The following is a 16426-nucleotide window of genomic DNA, read 5'->3' as shown; positions in this document are numbered from 1 at the left end:
GTCATGCCGGGGGACAACGTCACCATGACGGTGGAGCTCATCACCCCCATCGCCATGGAGAAGGAGCTCCGGTTCGCCATCCGGGAGGGGGGGAAGACGGTGGGGGCGGGGGTCATCAGCGAGATCCTGGGGTAGGGCGCGATGCGGGAGATCATTACGCTGGAGTGCACGGACTGCAAGCGGCGGAACTACTCCAACACCAAGAACAAGCGGAACACCCCGGACCGGCTCGAGCTGAAGAAGTACTGCCGCTGGTGCCGCAAGCACACGGTCCACAAGGAGACGAAGTAGGCGCCCCAGGCGTGTAGCTCTAACGGCTAGAGCACCGGGGAGGGGGACGAAGTGGCGAAGGTGTTGCGCCACGCCACGTTACTCGAGGCCGGGGTCTCCCCCAGACACCCAGTGAAGCGGAGCGCCGTTGAGACGAGGCGTGTAGCTCTAACGGCTAGAGCACCGGACTCCAAATCCGGGGGATGGGGGTTCGAATCCCTCCACGCCTGCCAGTGGTCGCGGGGGGTCCGAGCTCCGAGTTGGCTGAAGGCGCCCGACGCCTTCAGCCCTGGGGGGAGGCAGCGACCGAAGGGAGCGTCGGAAGGGGGGCCTGCCGGGGATGCGCGACTACTGGGAGCGGGTTGTCCGGTACCTGCGGGAAGTCCGGACAGAGATGAGCAAGGTGACCTGGCCCCAGAAGAAGGAGGTCATCGGGTCCACCGTCGTCGTCATCGTCTCCGTCTTCATCGTCTCCTTCTTCCTTGGGCTCGTGGACCTCGGCCTCCAGAGGCTGGCGAGCCTGATCCTGCGATAACCGTCGCCGGCGAGGATCGCACGATGGAATCTCCGCGCACCGAGCACGCAGGGGTGGACATGGTCATCTCGGAGGGCCAGCTGGCGGAAGCCCCGGAAGCCCAGCCCCCCAAGGTGGTTCCTCCCTCTCACCGGTGGTACGTCGTCCACACCTACTCGGGCTTCGAGAACAAGGTGAAGGCGAGCATCGAGCAGCAGGTGACGGCCAAGGGGATGGGCGATCAGGTGAGCGAGATTCTCATCCCGACCGAGAAGGTGGTGGAGCTCAAGAAGGGGAAGCGGAAGGAGGGCCTCCGGAAGTTCTTCCCGGGCTACCTCCTCATCCGGATGGAGATCTCCGACGACCTCTGGTACCTGATCAAGAACACCCCCAAGGTGACCGGCTTCGTCGGCCCCGGGACCCGACCCACCCCGATCCCGGACAGCGAGGTCGCCCAGATCATGCAGCAGGTCGAGGAGGGGGTGGAGAAGCCGAAGCACCGGGTCCACTTCGTGAAGGGGGAGAGCGTCCGGGTGGTTGACGGTCCCTTCACCAACTTCACCGGCCTCGTCGAAGAGGTCAAACCGGACAAGGGGCGCCTCAAGGTCATGGTCAGCATCTTCGGCCGCCCCACGCCCGTGGATCTCGAGTTCCTCCAGGTCGAGAAGGTCTGAGGGGACGCCCATGGCCAAAAAGATCACCGCCGTGGTCAAGCTGCAGGTCCCGGCCGGGAAGGCGAATCCCTCACCGCCGGTCGGGCCGGCCCTGGGGCAGCACGGCGTCAACATCATGGAGTTCTGCAAGGCCTTCAACGCCAAGACGGCCGCGCAGGAGGGCCTGGTCATCCCGGTCGTGATCACCATCTACGGGGACCGGACCTTCACCTTCGTCACCAAGACCCCCCCCGCGTCGATCCTGCTCAAGCAGGCGGCGGGCATCGCCACCGCGTCCAAGGATCCCAAGCGGGTGACGGTAGGCAAGGTGACCCGGCGGCAGCTGGAGGAGATCGCCCGGACCAAGCTTCCCGACCTGAACGCGCATTCGCTGGACGCCGCTGTCCGGATCGTGGAGGGGACGGCCCGGAGCATGGGCATCGAGGTGGTCTCCTAGCGGCCCCCCCGCGGGCAGGGGGGACCGCAGGGCGGGCCCGGCGGAGCGCGACCGGGAGGAGCGGGGATGGCCAAGCACAAGCGGTACACGGCGGCGACGGCGGCCGTCCAGGCGGCCCTCAAGGAGCGGCGGGCCCTCGGCCTGGAGGAGGCGGTCGCCCTGGCCAAGGCGAACGCGAAGGCCAAGTTCGACGAGACCATGGAACTGGCGATCCGCCTCGGGGTGGATCCGCGCAAGGCGGATCAGATGGTGCGGGGGACCGTGGCCCTCCCGCACGGGGTCGGCAAGCCGGTCCGGATCCTCGTCTTCGCCAAGGGGGAGAAGGAGAAGGAGGCACGGGACGCGGGGGCGGACTTCGTCGGGCTGGAAGACCTGGTCGAGAAGATCAATGGGGGCTGGCTCGAATTCGACCGGGCCATGGCCACCCCGGACGTGATGGGTCAGGTGGGGAAGCTGGGGAAGATCCTGGGCCCCCGGGGGCTGATGCCCAACCCCAAGACCGGTACGGTCACCTTCGACATCGCCCGGGCCGTCCGGGAGTTCAAGGCGGGCAAGATCGAGTACCGGGTCGAGAAGGCGGGGATCATCCACGTCCCCTTCGGGAAGGCCTCCTTCACCGCGGCGCAGCTGACCGAGAACGCCCGGAGCCTGCTCGAGGCCATCGTCCGGGCCAGGCCCCCCACCAGCAAGGGCAAGTACCTGAAGGGGATCACCATCTCTTCGACCATGGGGCCCGGCATTCCGGTGGACCCGACCAGCGTCGCCGGGCTGGCGAAGGCCTCCTAGGGAGCGTGGGATGCCACAGGCGACGCGGGCGAAAGGGCGCCGGGCAGAACGGGAAGCGAAGGTGGCGGAGCTCGGGCGGGCCCTCCGGGCCGCCCACAGCGCGGTTCTGACCGACTACCGCGGGCTCACGGTGGCCGATTTGACGGAGCTGCGGCGGCAACTGCGGAAGGACCAGGTCGAGCTGCGCGTGGTGAAGAATACCCTGGCCCGCCGGGCGACCGAGGCGCTGGGGCTCACGGGTCTGCACCCCCTCCTCGAAGGGCCCACGGCCATCGCCTTCGGCTTGGGGGACCCGCTGGCCCCGTCGCGGATCCTCTCGCAGGCCGCGCGGGCCCTCCCCCAACTCCAGATCAAAGGGGGCTACCTGGAGGGGAAGGTCGTCAGCCGGGAGGAGGTGTTCGCGCTGGCTGCCCTCCCCTCCCGGGAGGTGCTGCTGGCCCGGCTCGTGGGGACCCTGCAGGCCCCGCTGCGGCGGCTGGCGGTCGTCCTGCAGGGGAACCTGCGGGGGTTGGTGGTGGCGCTGGGCCAGGTGCGGGAGAAGCGCGAGCAGGGGCAGGGACTAAGGATAGGGCATGCGGTTCTCGGCGTCCTCGGGGCGCCGGTCAGGGGAGGAGCCATGGGCAAGGTGAGCGTGCAGGACTTCCTGGAGGCGCTGGATTCCTGGACCGTCCTCGAGTTGAACGACGCGGTCAAGAAGCTGGAGGAGAAGTACGGGGTCACGGCGGCGGTCGCCGCCCCAGTGGCCGCCGGCCCGGGCGCCCCGGCGGCGGCCCCCGCTGAGGCCGAGAAGACGGAGTTCACCGTGGTCCTCTCGGCCGTCGGGGAGAAGAAGATCCAGGTCATCAAGGAGATCCGGGCCATCACCGGGCTGGGGCTGAAGGAGGCCAAGGATCTCGTGGACGGCGCTCCCAAGACGGTGAAGGAAGGGGTCTCCAAGCAGGAGGCGGCGGACATCAAGGCCAAGTTGGAGGCCGTCGGGGCCACGGTCGAGGTGAAGTAGGCGCGCCGTCCGCCCGGGGTCGCGGGGTCCATGGTGCCCGGCCGCCGGCCTCTGGCCGGCAGGCGGGAGGGACGACCCCGGGTGAGACGCCATGGGCCCGGGACGTAACGTGGCGCGCCCGCGGCGCGCCCGAGGGGAATCGCCAATGGCAGTGGTCAAGGCCAAGGGGGCGGGGGATCGGATCAGCTTCGCCAAGATCCCGGAGATCATCGCCATCCCCAACCTGATCGAGATCCAGCGCCGCTCCTTCGACCAGTTCCTGCAGCACCGCGTGGCGCCCGACCGTCGGGAGCAAATCGGCCTGCAGGGGGTCTTCACCAGCATTTTTCCGATCACCGACTACGACGACTCGGCCTCCCTGGAGTTCGTGAAGTACGAGTTCGGACAACCCAAGTACTCCCCGGTGGAGTGCCGGGAGAAGGGCATGACCTACTCGGCTCCCCTCAAGGTCACCCTCCGCCTCGTGGTCTGGGACAAGGGGGGGGCGGGGGAGGCCAAGAGCATCCGGGACATCAAGGAGCAGGAGGTCTACCTGGGCGAGATGCCCCTCATGACCGAGCACGGGACCTTCGTCATCAACGGGACCGAGCGGGTCGTGGTGAGCCAGCTCCACCGCTCGCCCGGGGTCTTCTTCGACCACGACGGGGGCAAGACCCACGCGAGCGGCAAGGTCCTCTACAGCGCCCGGCTCATCCCCTACCGGGGGTCCTGGCTGGAGTTCGAGTTCGACGCCAGCGACATCCTGCACGTCCGCATCGATCGGCGGCGGAAGTTCCTGGCCACCATCCTGCTCCGGGCCATCGGCTACGGGTCGAACGAGGAGATCCTGCGCCTCTTCTACGAGCGGGACGTGGTCCAGATCGAGCGGGGGAAGGAGTTCGCCCTGGTGCTGACCGACCGGGTGGACGGGAAGGAGGTCCAGGTCTCGCCGGCCGTGGGGTGGCGGGTGGCCAAGGACCTGGGGGACCCGCGGGGCAAGGAGGTGATCCTCCCCCGGACGAAGAAGCTCTCGCGGGCCTCCGTGAAGAAGGCGGTCGCGGCCCGGATTCGCCTCGTCTCGATCTACAAGGAGGATCTGGCGGGCCGGATCACCGCGGTGGACGTGGTGGATGAGAAGACGGGGGAGGTCCTCCTGGAGTGCGCGCAGGAACTGACCCCCGAGGCGCTGGAGCGGATCGTGGAGCGGGGGGTGGGGCGGCTGGTGCTCCTGCACGGCGGGGAAGGCCGGGAGCAGCTGGAGATCCGGGACACCCTCCTGCGGGACAGCACCCACTCCGAGGAGGAGGCGCTGGTCGAGATCTACCGGCGGATGCGCCCCGGGGATCCGCCGACGGTGGAGAGCGCCCGGGCCCTGCTCGACTCCACCTTCTTCAACGGGAAGCGGTACGACCTTTCCAAGGTGGGCCGCTTCAAGCTGAACAGCAAGCTGGGGATGGAGGTCCCCCTGGATGTCCGCGTCCTGCGCCAGGAAGACATCGTCGCCATCGTGCGCTACCTGCTCCACTTGATCCACGGCGAGGGGACGGTGGACGACATCGACCACCTGGGGAACCGCCGGGTCCGGTCGGCCGGAGAGCTGCTCGAGGACCAGTTCCGCATCGGGCTGGCGCGGATGGAGCGGGCGGTCCGGGAGCGGATGAGCACCCAGGAGCTGGAGACCCTCATGCCGCACGACCTGGTGAACGCCAAGCCGGTCTCGGCGGCCCTCAAGGAGTTCTTCGGCTCCTCGCAGCTCTCCCAGTTCATGGACCAGACCAACCCGCTGGCCGAGCTGACGCACAAGCGCCGGCTGAGCGCCCTGGGGCCGGGGGGCCTCTCCCGAGAGCGGGCCGGGTTCGAGGTCCGCGACGTCCACGCCACGCACTACGGGCGGATGTGCCCGATCGAGACCCCGGAAGGACCCAACGTGGGCCTCATCTCCTCCCTCTCCACCTACGCCCGGGTGAACGACTTCGGGTTCATCGAGACGCCCTACCGGAAGGCGAAGGATGGGCGGGTGACCGACGAGATCGAGTACCTGACGGCCGACGTGGAGGAGCGGTTCACCATCGCCCAGGCGAACGCCCCCCTGGACGCTCGCGGGCGCTTCGCCACCGACCGGGTCTCCGCCCGCTCCGGCGGGAACTTCGTCCTGGTCCCCCGGGAGAAGGTGGACTACATGGATGTGTCGCCGAAGCAGCTCGTCGGGGTCTCCACCTCCCTGGTGCCGTTCCTGGAGCACGATGACGCCAACCGGGCCCTCATGGGCGCGAACATGCAGCGGCAGGCGGTGCCGCTCATGCGGCCCGAGGCCCCCATGGTCGGGACCGGGATGGAGTTCGTGGCGGCCAAGGACTCGGGGGCGGTGGTGGTGGCCCGGCGGGCCGGCGTGGTCGAGGCGGTCTCGGCGGAGCGGCTCATCGTCCGGGCCGACGAGGCCGGGGATGGGGGAGCCGCCGACGGCAGCAGCGTGGACATCTACACGCTCATGAAGTTCGAGCGGAGCAACCAGAACACCTGCATCAACCAGAAGCCGATCGTGAGTGTGGGCGACCGGATCCGGAAGGGCCAGGTGATCGCGGACGGCCCCGCGACCGCCATCGGGGAGCTGGCGTTGGGCCAGAACGTCCTGGTCGCCTTCATGCCCTGGGGAGGGTACAACTTCGAGGACGCCATCCTCATCAGCGAAAAGCTGGTGAAGGACGATCGCTACACCTCCATCCACCTCGAGGAGTTCGAGGTCGAGGCCCGGGACACCAAGTTGGGGAAGGAGGAGATCACCCGGGACATCCCGAACGTGGGGGAGGACGCGCTGAGGGACCTCGACGAGAGCGGGATCATCCGGATCGGGGCGGAGGTCAAGCCCAGCGACATCCTGGTGGGGAAGGTCACGCCGAAGGGGGAGACCGTGCTGACCCCCGAGGAGCGCCTGCTCCGGGCCATCTTCGGGGAGAAGGCGGAGGACGTCCGGGACGCCTCCCTCTACGTCCCGCCGGGGATCACGGGGACCGTCGTCGAGGTGAAGGTCTTCTCCCGCAAGGGGGTGGACAAGGACGAGCGGGCCAAGTCCATCGAGGACGAGGAGGTCAGCCGCCTCCGGAAGGACTACGAGGACGAGATCGCCATCATCGCGAAGGACCGGGACCGGCGGATCCGCGCCCTCATCGAGGGGAAGATCGCGGGGCGGGATCTCCGGGCGAAGCGGAGCGGGCGGGTCCTCGTGCCCAAGCGCAAGAAGCTGACGGCCGAGATGCTGGACGCGCTGAAGTCCGAGGAGCTGGCCGAGGCGGCGCGGCAGCTCTCCGACGAGATCGCCCGGAAGGTGGAGAAGCTCTCCACCGCGGCCGAGAACCAGATCCACGTACTCGAGACCATGCTGGAGGAGCGGATCACCCGCCTCCAGAAGGGGGACGAGCTGGCCCCGGGCGTCTTCAAGACGGTGAAGGTGTTCGTCGCCGTGAAGCGGAAGCTCTCCGTCGGGGACAAGATGGCCGGGCGCCACGGCAATAAGGGTGTCATCGCCAAGATCCTCCCGGAGGAGGATATGCCTTTCCTCCCCGACGGCACCCCGGTGGAGGTGGTCCTGAACCCCCTGGGGGTGCCCTCCCGGATGAACGTGGGGCAGATCCTGGAAACGCACCTGGGCTGGGCCGCCCGGGCGTTGGGGTTGCGGGTCTCCTCCCCGGTCTTCGACGGCGCCACGGAGAAGGAGATCAAGGACATGCTGAAGAAGGCGGGTCTGCCCCTCGGGGGGAAGACCCTCCTGTGCGACGGCCGCACCGGCAAGCCGTTCCACCAGGAGGTGGCGGTCGGGTATATCTACCTGATGAAGCTGGCCCACCTGGTGGACGACAAGATCCACGCCCGCTCCATCGGCCCCTACTCCCTGGTCACCCAGCAGCCGCTCGGAGGGAAGGCCCAGTTCGGGGGCCAGCGGTTCGGCGAGATGGAGGTCTGGGCCCTGGAGGCCTACGGGGCGGCCCACACCCTGCAGGAGATCCTCACCGTCAAGTCGGACGATGTCGTGGGGCGCACCAAGATGTACGAGTCCATCGTCAAGGGGGAGTGTACCCTGGAGCCGGGGCTTCCCGAGTCCTTTAACGTGCTCGTCAAGGAGCTCCAGAGCCTCGCCTTGGACGTGGAACTGATCAAGGAGTAATGGCCGCGCGTCACCCCCACCGGTCGGCAGGTCAGGAGGAGCGCCACCGTGGATAAGTTCTTCGGGTTTTTCGACGAGAAGCCGATCGACCCTACCAGCTTCCGGGCCATTCGCATCGGGCTGGCCTCGCCCGAGAAGATTCGGGCCTGGTCGCACGGCGAGGTGCGGAAGCCGGAGACCATCAACTACCGGACCTTCAAGCCGGAGCGGGACGGCCTCTTTTGCGCCCGCATCTTCGGCCCCACCAAGGACTGGGAGTGTAACTGCGGGAAGTACAAGGGGATCAAGCACAAGGGCGTGGTCTGCGACAAGTGCGGCGTGGAGGTCATCCGCAGCAAGGCGCGCCGCCAGCGCCTGGGCCACATCGAGCTGGCCTCTCCGGTGGTGCACATCTGGTTCTTCAAGTCGATCCCCAGCCGCATCGGCTACCTCCTGGACATGCCCCTCCGCGACCTGGAGAAGGTCCTCTACTTCGAGGAGTACGTCGTCCTGGATCCGGGGAGCACCGGCCTGAAGCCGCGGGAGACCCTCAGCGAGGAGCGGTACCGGAAGCTCCAGGAGGAGCACGGGCCCGACGCCTTCCGGGTCGGGATGGGGGCCGAGGCCATCCGGGAGCTGATGCGCCAGGTGAGCGTAAAGGAGCTGGCGGATGCACTCCGGGCCCAGATGCAGGTGGAAGCGTCCCAGCAGACCCGGAAGAAGATCACGAAGCGGCTCCGGATCGTAGAGGCCTTCGTTCACTCGGGGAACCGCCCGGAGTGGATGATCCTGGAGGTCGTCCCGGTCCTCCCTCCCGAGCTGCGCCCCCTGGTCCCCCTGGACGGCGGTCGCTTCGCTACCTCCGACCTGAATGACCTGTACCGCCGGGTCATCAACCGGAATAACCGCCTCAAGCGCCTCATCGAGCTCCGGGCCCCCGAGATCATCATCCGGAACGAGAAGCGGATGCTCCAGGAGGCGGTGGACGCCCTCTTCGACAACGGGCGGCGCGGCCGGGCGCTGAAGGGCCAGAACAACCGGCCGCTGAAGTCCCTGAGCGACATGCTGAAGGGGAAGCAGGGCCGCTTCCGGCAGAACCTGCTCGGGAAGCGGGTGGACTACTCCGGGCGCTCCGTGATCGTGGTGGGGCCCGAGTTGAAGCTGCACCAGTGCGGCCTTCCAAAGAAGATGGCCCTGGAGCTCTTCAAGCCGTTCATCTTCCGGAAGCTCCTGCAGCAGAACGAGCACGCGACCACGATCAAGAGCGTGAAGAAGATGGTGGAGAAGGGGCGGCCGGAGGTCTGGGACGCGCTGGAGGAGGTGATCAAGGAGCACCCCGTCATGCTGAACCGGGCCCCGACGCTCCACCGCCTGGGCGTCCAGGCCTTCGAGCCGGTCCTGGTGGAGGGGGAGGCGATCAAGATCCACCCCCTGGTCTGCGCCGCCTTCAACGCCGACTTCGACGGGGACCAGATGGCGGTCCATGTCCCCCTCAGCCCCGAGGCCCAGCTGGAGGCGGCGGTCCTCATGATGGCCCCCCACAATATCCTCTCCCCGGCCAACGGGCAGCCGCTGGCGGCCCCCAGCCAGGATATCGTCCTGGGCTGCTACTACCTGACCAAGGCCCGGGCGGGCGAAAAGGGGGAGGGGCGGATCTTCGCCGACATGGAGGAGGTCCGATGCGCCTATGACTCGGAGGAGGTCGGGCTGCTGGCCCGGATTAAGCTCCGGTTCGGCGGCGAGATCCTGGAAACCACCGTCGGCCGGGTCCTTTTCAACGAGATCCTCCCGCTCGAGCTCCGGTTCGTGAACCAGGAGATGAGCAAGCGGGAGCTCGCCCGCCTGGTGGCCCAGTGTTACTACCTCCTCGGGAACAGCCAGACCGTTCGCCTGCTGGACGCCCTGAAGGACCTGGGCTTCCGCTACGCGACGCTGGCCGGGGTCTCGATCGGCATCGACGACATGCACATCCCCGCCGGGAAGGAGAAGCTCATCGAGGAGGCCCGGCGGGAGGTCATCAAGATCGAGCAGGAGTACCTGGACGGGCTGATCACCAAGGGCGAGCGGTACAACAAGATCATCGACATCTGGACCCAGGTCTCCGAGCGGGTGTCGGACGAGCTCTTCCGGGAGCTGGAGGCCATGAAGGAGGGGGAATTCAACCCCGTCTTCATGATGGCCGATTCGGGCGCCCGCGGATCCCGGCAGCAGATCCGCCAGCTCGCCGGGATGCGGGGGCTGATGGCCAAGCCCTCGGGGGAGATCATCGAGACCCCCATCACCGCCAACTTCCGCGAGGGGCTGACGGTCCTCCAGTACTTCATCTCCACCCACGGGGCCCGGAAGGGCCTGGCCGACACCGCCCTGAAGACGGCCGACTCCGGCTACCTGACCCGCCGGCTGGTGGACGTGGCTCAGGACGTCATCGTCACCGAGGTCGACTGCGGCACCCCCAACGGCATCTGGGTCACCCCGCTCATCGAGGGGGGGGAGATCATCCAGCCGCTGCGGGACCGCATTCTGGGGCGGGTCGCCCTGGACGACGTGACGGATCCCTTCACCGGGGAGCTGATCGTCCGGGCCAACGAGGAGATCGTCGAGCCCATCGCCTCCCGGGTGGAGGACGCCGGCATCGACCGGGTGAAGATCCGGTCGGTCCTCACCTGCGAGGCCAAGCGCGGGGTCTGCATCCGCTGCTACGGGCGGAATCTCGCCACCGGGAAGCTGGTGGAGCTGGGGGAGGCGGTGGGGGTCCTCGCCGCGCAGTCCATCGGCGAGCCCGGTACGCAGCTCACGATGCGGACCTTCCACGTCGGAGGCACCGCGACCCGGCTGGCCGAGCAGACGACCGTAGAGTGCAAGACCGCGGGGACCGTCCAGTTCACCCACCTGAAGACCGTGAAGACCGGCCCGGGGGACCTGGTGGTCATGAACCGGAACGGCACCATCGGCATCGTGGACGAGAAGGGGCGGAAGAAGGAGACCTATCCGGCCGTGTACGGGGCCAAGCTGAAGGTGGAAGACGGGCAGCGGGTCTCCTTGGGGACCACCCTGATGGAGTGGGACCCCTTCACGCTCGCCATCCTCACGGAGCACTCCGGCAAGGTGATTATCCGGGATGTGATCGAGGGGATCACCATGAAGGAGGAAGTCGACGAGGTGACGGGGTTGGCGCAAAAGGTCATCGTGGAGCACGGGAAGGAGGAGCTCCAGCCCCGGGTCTCCATCAAGGATGAGCACAACGTGACCCTCTTCAAGACGCTCCTCCCGGTCGGCGCTCACCTGGTGGTCTCCGATGGCCAGGCGGTCTCCGCGGGGGACGTCATCGCCAAGATCCCGCGGGAGACTACCAAGACCAAGGACATCACGGGCGGTCTGCCCCGGGTGGCGGAGCTCTTCGAGGCCCGGCGGCCCAAGGAGGCGGCGGTCATCTCGGAGATCGACGGCCGGGTGGAGTTCGCCGGCATGGTCAAGGGGTTGCGGAAGGTGCTGATCCGGGGCGAGGCGGCGGATCCGCGCGAGTACCTCATCCCCCGGGGGAAGCACTTCAACGTCCTGGAGGGGGACGAGGTGAAGGCTGGCGAGCCCCTCATGGACGGCCCCATCAATCCGCACGACATTCTCGACGTGCTGGGGGACCAGGAGCTGCAGCGGTACCTCGTCAATGAGGTCCAGGAGGTTTACCGGCTGCAAGGGGTCAATATCAACGACAAGCACATCGAGGTCATCGTCCGGCAAATGCTGAAGCGCGTCCAGATCGAGACGGTGGGGGACACGGGCTTCCTGGTGGGGGAGCACGTGGACAAGATCCTGTTCAGCGACGAGAACCAGCGGGTCATCAAGGCGGGTGGCACGCCGGCGACCGCCAAGCCCCTCCTTCTGGGGATCACGAAAGCCTCCCTCTCCACCGACTCCTTCATCTCCGCCGCCTCCTTCCAGGAGACGACGAAGGTGCTGACGGAGGCGGCCATCAACGGCGCCCGCGACGAGCTTCGGGGGCTGAAGGAGAATGTGATCATGGGGCGCCTGATCCCGGCCGGAACCGGGATGCGGTGGTACCGAGAGACCCAGCTGAACACGCCCGAGCCGCCCGAGCCGGCGCCGGAACCCGTCCCGGCGCCCGAGGCGGCCCCGCCCCCGGAGGGGATCGAGGTGCTGGAGATCCCGCTGGGGGATCTGCCGGTGCCACCCGGATAGGGTCCGGGCATAAAGGGCTTGACAAGAATTCGCACACCCTGGTAAGGTGTCGCGGTTTGGGCCACGACGGCCCGTGGGAGGAGCGTGCCCACCATCAATCAGCTGGTCCGGCACGGCCGGGTGAAGCTCCGCCGCAAGGTGAAGGCTCCGGCCCTGGAGGAGTCTCCCCAGAAGCGGGGGGTGTGCGTCCGGGTCTATACCACCACGCCGAAGAAGCCAAACTCGGCGCTGCGGAAGGTGGCCCGGGTGCGACTGACGAACGCGATCGAGGTCACGACCTACATTCCCGGGGTCGGGCACAATCTTCAAGAGCACTCGATCGTGCTCATCCGGGGCGGGCGGGTGAAGGATCTCCCCGGGGTCCGCTACCACATCATCCGGGGAACCCTGGACACGGCGGGGGTCCAGGACCGCCGCCAGGGCCGGTCCCTGTACGGGGCGAAGCGGCCGAAAGCGAGCTAGGGCGGGGAGACCGGCACTTAGGGGCGGCGGGCCGCCTCGGTAGTTAAGTGCCGTTTTTCGTTTCTCTGGAGGGGCGAGCGTGCCGCGACGACAGGTGGTCCTGAAGCGGGAGACGCTGCCGGATCCGCTGTACGGCAACCGGCTGGTGGCCAAGTTCATCAACACCATGATGGTGAAGGGGAAGAAGAGCCTGGCGGAGGGGATCTTCTACGGGGCCATGGGGCTGATCGAGTCCCGGACGAAGCAGGATCCCCTGAAGATGTTCAAGCAGGCCGTGGACAACGTGAAGCCGGTCCTGGAGGTGAAGTCCCGGCGCGTCGGCGGGGCCACCTATCAGGTCCCGGTGGAGGTCCGATCCGAGCGGCGCACCTCGCTGGCCATGCGCTGGATCATCGGCTTTGCCCGCCAGCGCAACGAGAAGACGATGGCGGACCGGCTGGCCGCCGAGCTGATCGAGGCGGCGAATAACCGGGGCACGGCGGTCAAGAAGCGCGAGGACACCCACAAGATGGCGGAGGCCAACAAGGCCTTCGCCCATTACCGCTGGTAGCCCGGGGCCCCACCCGGGACCTTCGCCGCACGGCGGGGGTCGGCGTGGGGCCCCATCGCTTCCGGGCGCCGCCCGGGCGGGCAGGAGGATTGCGGTTGTCGCAGGAGAACGGGAAGGAGCGGATCCGGAACATCGGCATCATGGCCCACATCGATGCCGGCAAGACCACTACCACCGAGCGCATCCTCTATTATACGGGGAAGACGCACAAGATCGGGGAGGTGGACGCCGGATCCACCGAGATGGACTGGATGGCCCAGGAGAAGGAGCGGGGGATTACCATCACCTCGGCCGCGACCACCTGTTTCTGGCGGGACCACCAGGTGAACATCATCGACACCCCGGGCCACGTGGACTTCACGGTGGAGGTGGAGCGCTCCCTGCGCGTCCTGGACGGGGGGATCGTGCTCCTGGATGCCGTGAGCGGGGTGGAGCCCCAGACCGAGACGGTCTGGCGGCAGGCGGACAAGTACGGGGTGCCCCGCATCGTCTTCGTCAACAAGATGGACCGGACCGGCGCCGCCTTCTACCGGTCCATGCTCATGATCGCGGAGCGCCTGGGGGCGAACCCCGTTGCCATCCAGATCCCTGTCGGGGCGGAAGCTAAGTTCCAAGGGGTCGTGGATCTGATCCGGATGCAGGCGATTCTCTGGGACGAGGATACGCTGGGGGCCCGCCTCCGGCTGGAGCCGGTGCCCGCCGAGCTCAAGGGGGAAGTGGCGAAGGCACGGGAAAAGCTCCTGGAGGCCGTGGCCGAGCAGGACGAGCGGCTCCTCCAGCGCTATGTGGAAGGGGAGGCGATCGCCGCGGAAGACGTCCTGGCGGCCCTCCGGAAGGCGACGCTGGCGATGCGGGTAATCCCGGTCCTCTGCGGCGCCTCCTTCCGGAACAAGGGGGTCCAACCCCTCCTGGACGCCGTCGTGGAGCTCCTCCCCTCTCCGGTGGACCTTCCCCCCGTCGTCGGGACCCACCCGAAGACCGGGGAGCGGGTGACGCGGACCCCCTCCGACACCGAGCCCTTCGCGGCCCTCGCCTTCAAGATCATGGCGGACCCCTACGTGGGCCAACTGGCCTTCTTCCGGGTCTACTCGGGGGTGCTGGAGGCCGGCTCCTACGTTACCAACTCCACCCGGGGGACCAAGGAGCGGATTGGCCGCCTCCTGCGAATGCACGCCAACAAGCGGGAAGACATCAAGGTGATCCGGGCGGGGGACATCGCCGCCGCCGTCGGCCTGAAGAGCACCAAGACGGGCGACACCCTCTGCACCGAAGCCCATCCCATCCTCCTGGAGGCCATCGAGTTCCCCCAGCCGGTCATCGCGGTGGCGATCGAGCCTAAGACGAAGGAGGGCCAGGAGAAGCTCTCGACCGCCCTGACCGCCCTGGCCAACGAGGATCCCACCTTCAAGGCCCACACGGATGAGGAGACAGGGCAGACGATCATCGCCGGGATGGGGGAGCTGCACCTGGAGATCATCGTGGACCGTCTCCTGCGGGAGTTCAAGGTCGAGGCCAACGTGGGGAAACCCCAGGTGGCCTACCGGGAGACCGTCACCCATCCCGTCGAGGCGGAGGGGCGCTTCATCCGGCAGACCGGCGGGCGGGGCCAATACGGGCACGTTTGGCTCCGCCTGGAGCCCCAGCCGGCGGGCACCGGGTCCGAGTTCGTCAACAAGATCGTGGGGGGGACGATCCCGCGGGAGTACATCCCGGCGGTGGAGCGGGGGCTCCGGGAGGCGATGCAGACCGGGGTGCTCGCCGGGTACCCGGTGGTGGACCTGCGGGTCACCCTCTTCGACGGCTCCTACCACGAGGTGGACTCGTCGGAGCTGGCCTTCAAGATCGCGGGGTCGCTCGCCTTCAAGGACGGGGCGCGGCGCGGCAAGCCCATCCTCCTGGAGCCCATCATGCAGGTGGATGTGGTGGTCCCAGATGAGTTCCTGGGCGATGTCATCGGGGATCTCAACGCGCGGCGGGGACGGGTCCAGCGGATCGAGTCACGGGCCGCCGCGCAGATGATCCGGGCGGAGGTCCCCCTGGCCGAGATGTTCGGCTACGCCACGACCCTCCGGTCATTAAGCCAGGGCCGGGCGACCCACACCATGCAGTTCGTCCGCTACGAGCCGGTTCCGACGACCATCGCGGAGGAGATCGTGAGCCGGATGGCGGGGCGGCCCACGGCGCGGTAGAGGGCAGGGGAGGAGCGTGTCCATGGCCAAAGCGAAGTTCGAGCGGACGAAGGAGCACATGAACATCGGGACCATCGGGCACATCGACCACGGGAAGACCACCCTGACCGCGGCCATCACGAAGTGCCTCCACACGGTCAACCCGAAGGTCGCCTTCATCCCCTTCGATCAGATCGACAAGGCCCCGGAGGAAAAGGAGCGGGGGATCACCATCGCCATCTCCCACGTGGAGTACGAGACGGAGAAGCGCCACTACGCCCACGTGGACTGCCCCGGGCATGCCGACTACATCAAGAACATGATCACCGGGGCCGCCCAGATGGACGGGGCGATCCTCGTCGTGGCCGCCTCCGAGGGGCCCATGCCCCAGACCCGGGAGCACATCCTCCTCGCCCGCCAGGTCGGGGTCCCGGGCATGGTGGTCTTCCTGAACAAGGCGGACATGGTGGATGACCCCGAGCTCCTCGAGCTCGTGGAGCTGGAGGTCCGGGAGCTCCTCACCCAGTACAACTTCCCCGGGGACGAGATCCCGGTCATCAAGGGCTCCGCCCTCAAGGCCCTCGAGGCCGCGAAGCCCGCCCGCACCCACCCGGACGCCGCCCCGATCTTCGCCCTCATGGACGCCGTGGACGCCTACTTCCCCCTCCCGAAGCGGGAGATCGAGAAGCCCTTCCTCATGCCCGTGGAGGACGTCTTCACCATCTCCGGGCGCGGCACGGTGGTCACCGGCCGGGTGGAGCGGGGGCTGGTGAAGGTCGGGGAGGAGGTGGAGATCGTGGGGATCCGCCCCACGGTCAAGACGGTGGTCACCGGGGTGGAGATGTTCCGGAAGATCCTCGACCAGGGGCAGGCGGGGGACAACATCGGGCTCTTGCTCCGGGGGACGAAGCGGGAGGAGGTGGAGCGGGGCCAGGTGATCAGTAAGCCCGGCTCCATCACCCCCCACACCCGCTTCAAGGCCGAGGCCTACATCCTCACCAAGGAGGAGGGGGGCCGCCACACCCCCTTCTTCAACGGCTACCGCCCCCAGTTCTACTTCCGGACCACGGATGTCACCGGGGTCGTCCAGCTCCCCCAGGGGACCGAGATGGTCATGCCGGGGGACAACGTCACCATGACGGTGGAGCTCATCACCCCCATCGCCATGGAGAAGGAGCTCCGGTTCGCCATCCGGGAGGGGGGGAAGACGGTGGGGGCGGGGGTCATCAGCGAGATCCTGGGGTAGGGCGCG

Annotated in this window: 13 protein-coding genes, 1 tRNA gene and 1 pseudogene; all 15 read left to right on the top strand. The window is 67.8% G+C overall.

From position 1 onward, the window contains the following. Positions 1–135: elongation factor Tu (tuf, locus tag VGT06_10725; protein ID HEV8663594.1), on the top strand; the 135-nt coding region annotated here is incomplete at its 5' end. 6 nt (positions 136–141) lie between these two features. Continuing rightward, a complete protein-coding gene (gene rpmG, locus VGT06_10720) occupies positions 142–291 on the top strand; it encodes a 50S ribosomal protein L33 (protein ID HEV8663593.1) in 150 nt (49 codons plus the stop codon). A 135-nt stretch (positions 292–426) separates the two neighbouring features. Then, a tRNA-Trp gene (locus tag VGT06_10715) sits at positions 427–503 on the top strand. Between the two features lie 107 nt (positions 504–610). Next, positions 611–805, top strand: a complete 195-nt coding sequence (gene secE, locus VGT06_10710; protein ID HEV8663592.1) for a preprotein translocase subunit SecE — start codon at positions 611–613, stop codon at positions 803–805. Between the two features lie 23 nt (positions 806–828). Continuing rightward, a complete protein-coding gene (gene nusG / locus VGT06_10705; protein ID HEV8663591.1) occupies positions 829–1458 on the top strand; it encodes a transcription termination/antitermination protein NusG in 630 nt (209 codons plus the stop codon). Positions 1459–1468: 10 nt separating this feature from the next. Next, entirely contained in the window at positions 1469–1894 is a 426-nt protein-coding gene (rplK, locus tag VGT06_10700) for a 50S ribosomal protein L11 (protein HEV8663590.1), read from the top strand. A gap of 66 nt (positions 1895–1960) precedes the next feature. After that, complete coding sequence (gene rplA / locus VGT06_10695) at positions 1961–2680, top strand: 50S ribosomal protein L1 (GenBank protein HEV8663589.1); 720 nt, start codon at positions 1961–1963, stop codon at positions 2678–2680. Positions 2681–2690: 10 nt separating this feature from the next. Continuing rightward, positions 2691–3215, top strand: a pseudogene (gene rplJ, locus VGT06_10690) (50S ribosomal protein L10). An 81-nt stretch (positions 3216–3296) separates the two neighbouring features. Further along, positions 3297–3680, top strand: a complete 384-nt coding sequence (gene rplL / locus VGT06_10685) for a 50S ribosomal protein L7/L12 (protein HEV8663588.1) — start codon at positions 3297–3299, stop codon at positions 3678–3680. A gap of 145 nt (positions 3681–3825) precedes the next feature. Continuing rightward, positions 3826–7818 (top strand): DNA-directed RNA polymerase subunit beta, encoded by a 3993-nt coding sequence (gene rpoB, locus VGT06_10680; GenBank protein ID HEV8663587.1) that lies wholly within the window; start codon positions 3826–3828, stop codon positions 7816–7818. 48 nt (positions 7819–7866) lie between these two features. Beyond that, on the top strand, positions 7867–11994 hold the full coding sequence (gene rpoC, locus VGT06_10675) for a DNA-directed RNA polymerase subunit beta' (protein ID HEV8663586.1): 4128 nt from the start codon (positions 7867–7869) through the stop codon (positions 11992–11994). Positions 11995–12078: 84 nt separating this feature from the next. Further along, positions 12079–12456, top strand: a complete 378-nt coding sequence (gene rpsL, locus VGT06_10670) for a 30S ribosomal protein S12 (protein HEV8663585.1) — start codon at positions 12079–12081, stop codon at positions 12454–12456. 79 nt (positions 12457–12535) lie between these two features. Next, the gene (gene rpsG / locus VGT06_10665) at positions 12536–13006 is read left to right on the top strand and encodes a 30S ribosomal protein S7 (protein ID HEV8663584.1); all 471 of its coding nucleotides are present in this window, start codon (positions 12536–12538) and stop codon (positions 13004–13006) included. Between the two features lie 95 nt (positions 13007–13101). Continuing rightward, entirely contained in the window at positions 13102–15195 is a 2094-nt protein-coding gene (gene fusA, locus VGT06_10660; GenBank protein ID HEV8663583.1) for an elongation factor G, read from the top strand. Between the two features lie 22 nt (positions 15196–15217). Further along, the gene (tuf, locus tag VGT06_10655) at positions 15218–16420 is read left to right on the top strand and encodes an elongation factor Tu (GenBank protein HEV8663582.1); all 1203 of its coding nucleotides are present in this window, start codon (positions 15218–15220) and stop codon (positions 16418–16420) included. Positions 16421–16426 lie beyond the last annotated feature (6 nt).

The organism is Candidatus Methylomirabilis sp. (genome assembly GCA_036000645.1).
GTDB lineage: Bacteria > Methylomirabilota > Methylomirabilia > Methylomirabilales > JACPAU01 > JACPAU01.
Note: the sequence above shows the minus strand (reverse complement) of the source record. Positions and strands in the feature narration are given on the sequence as shown.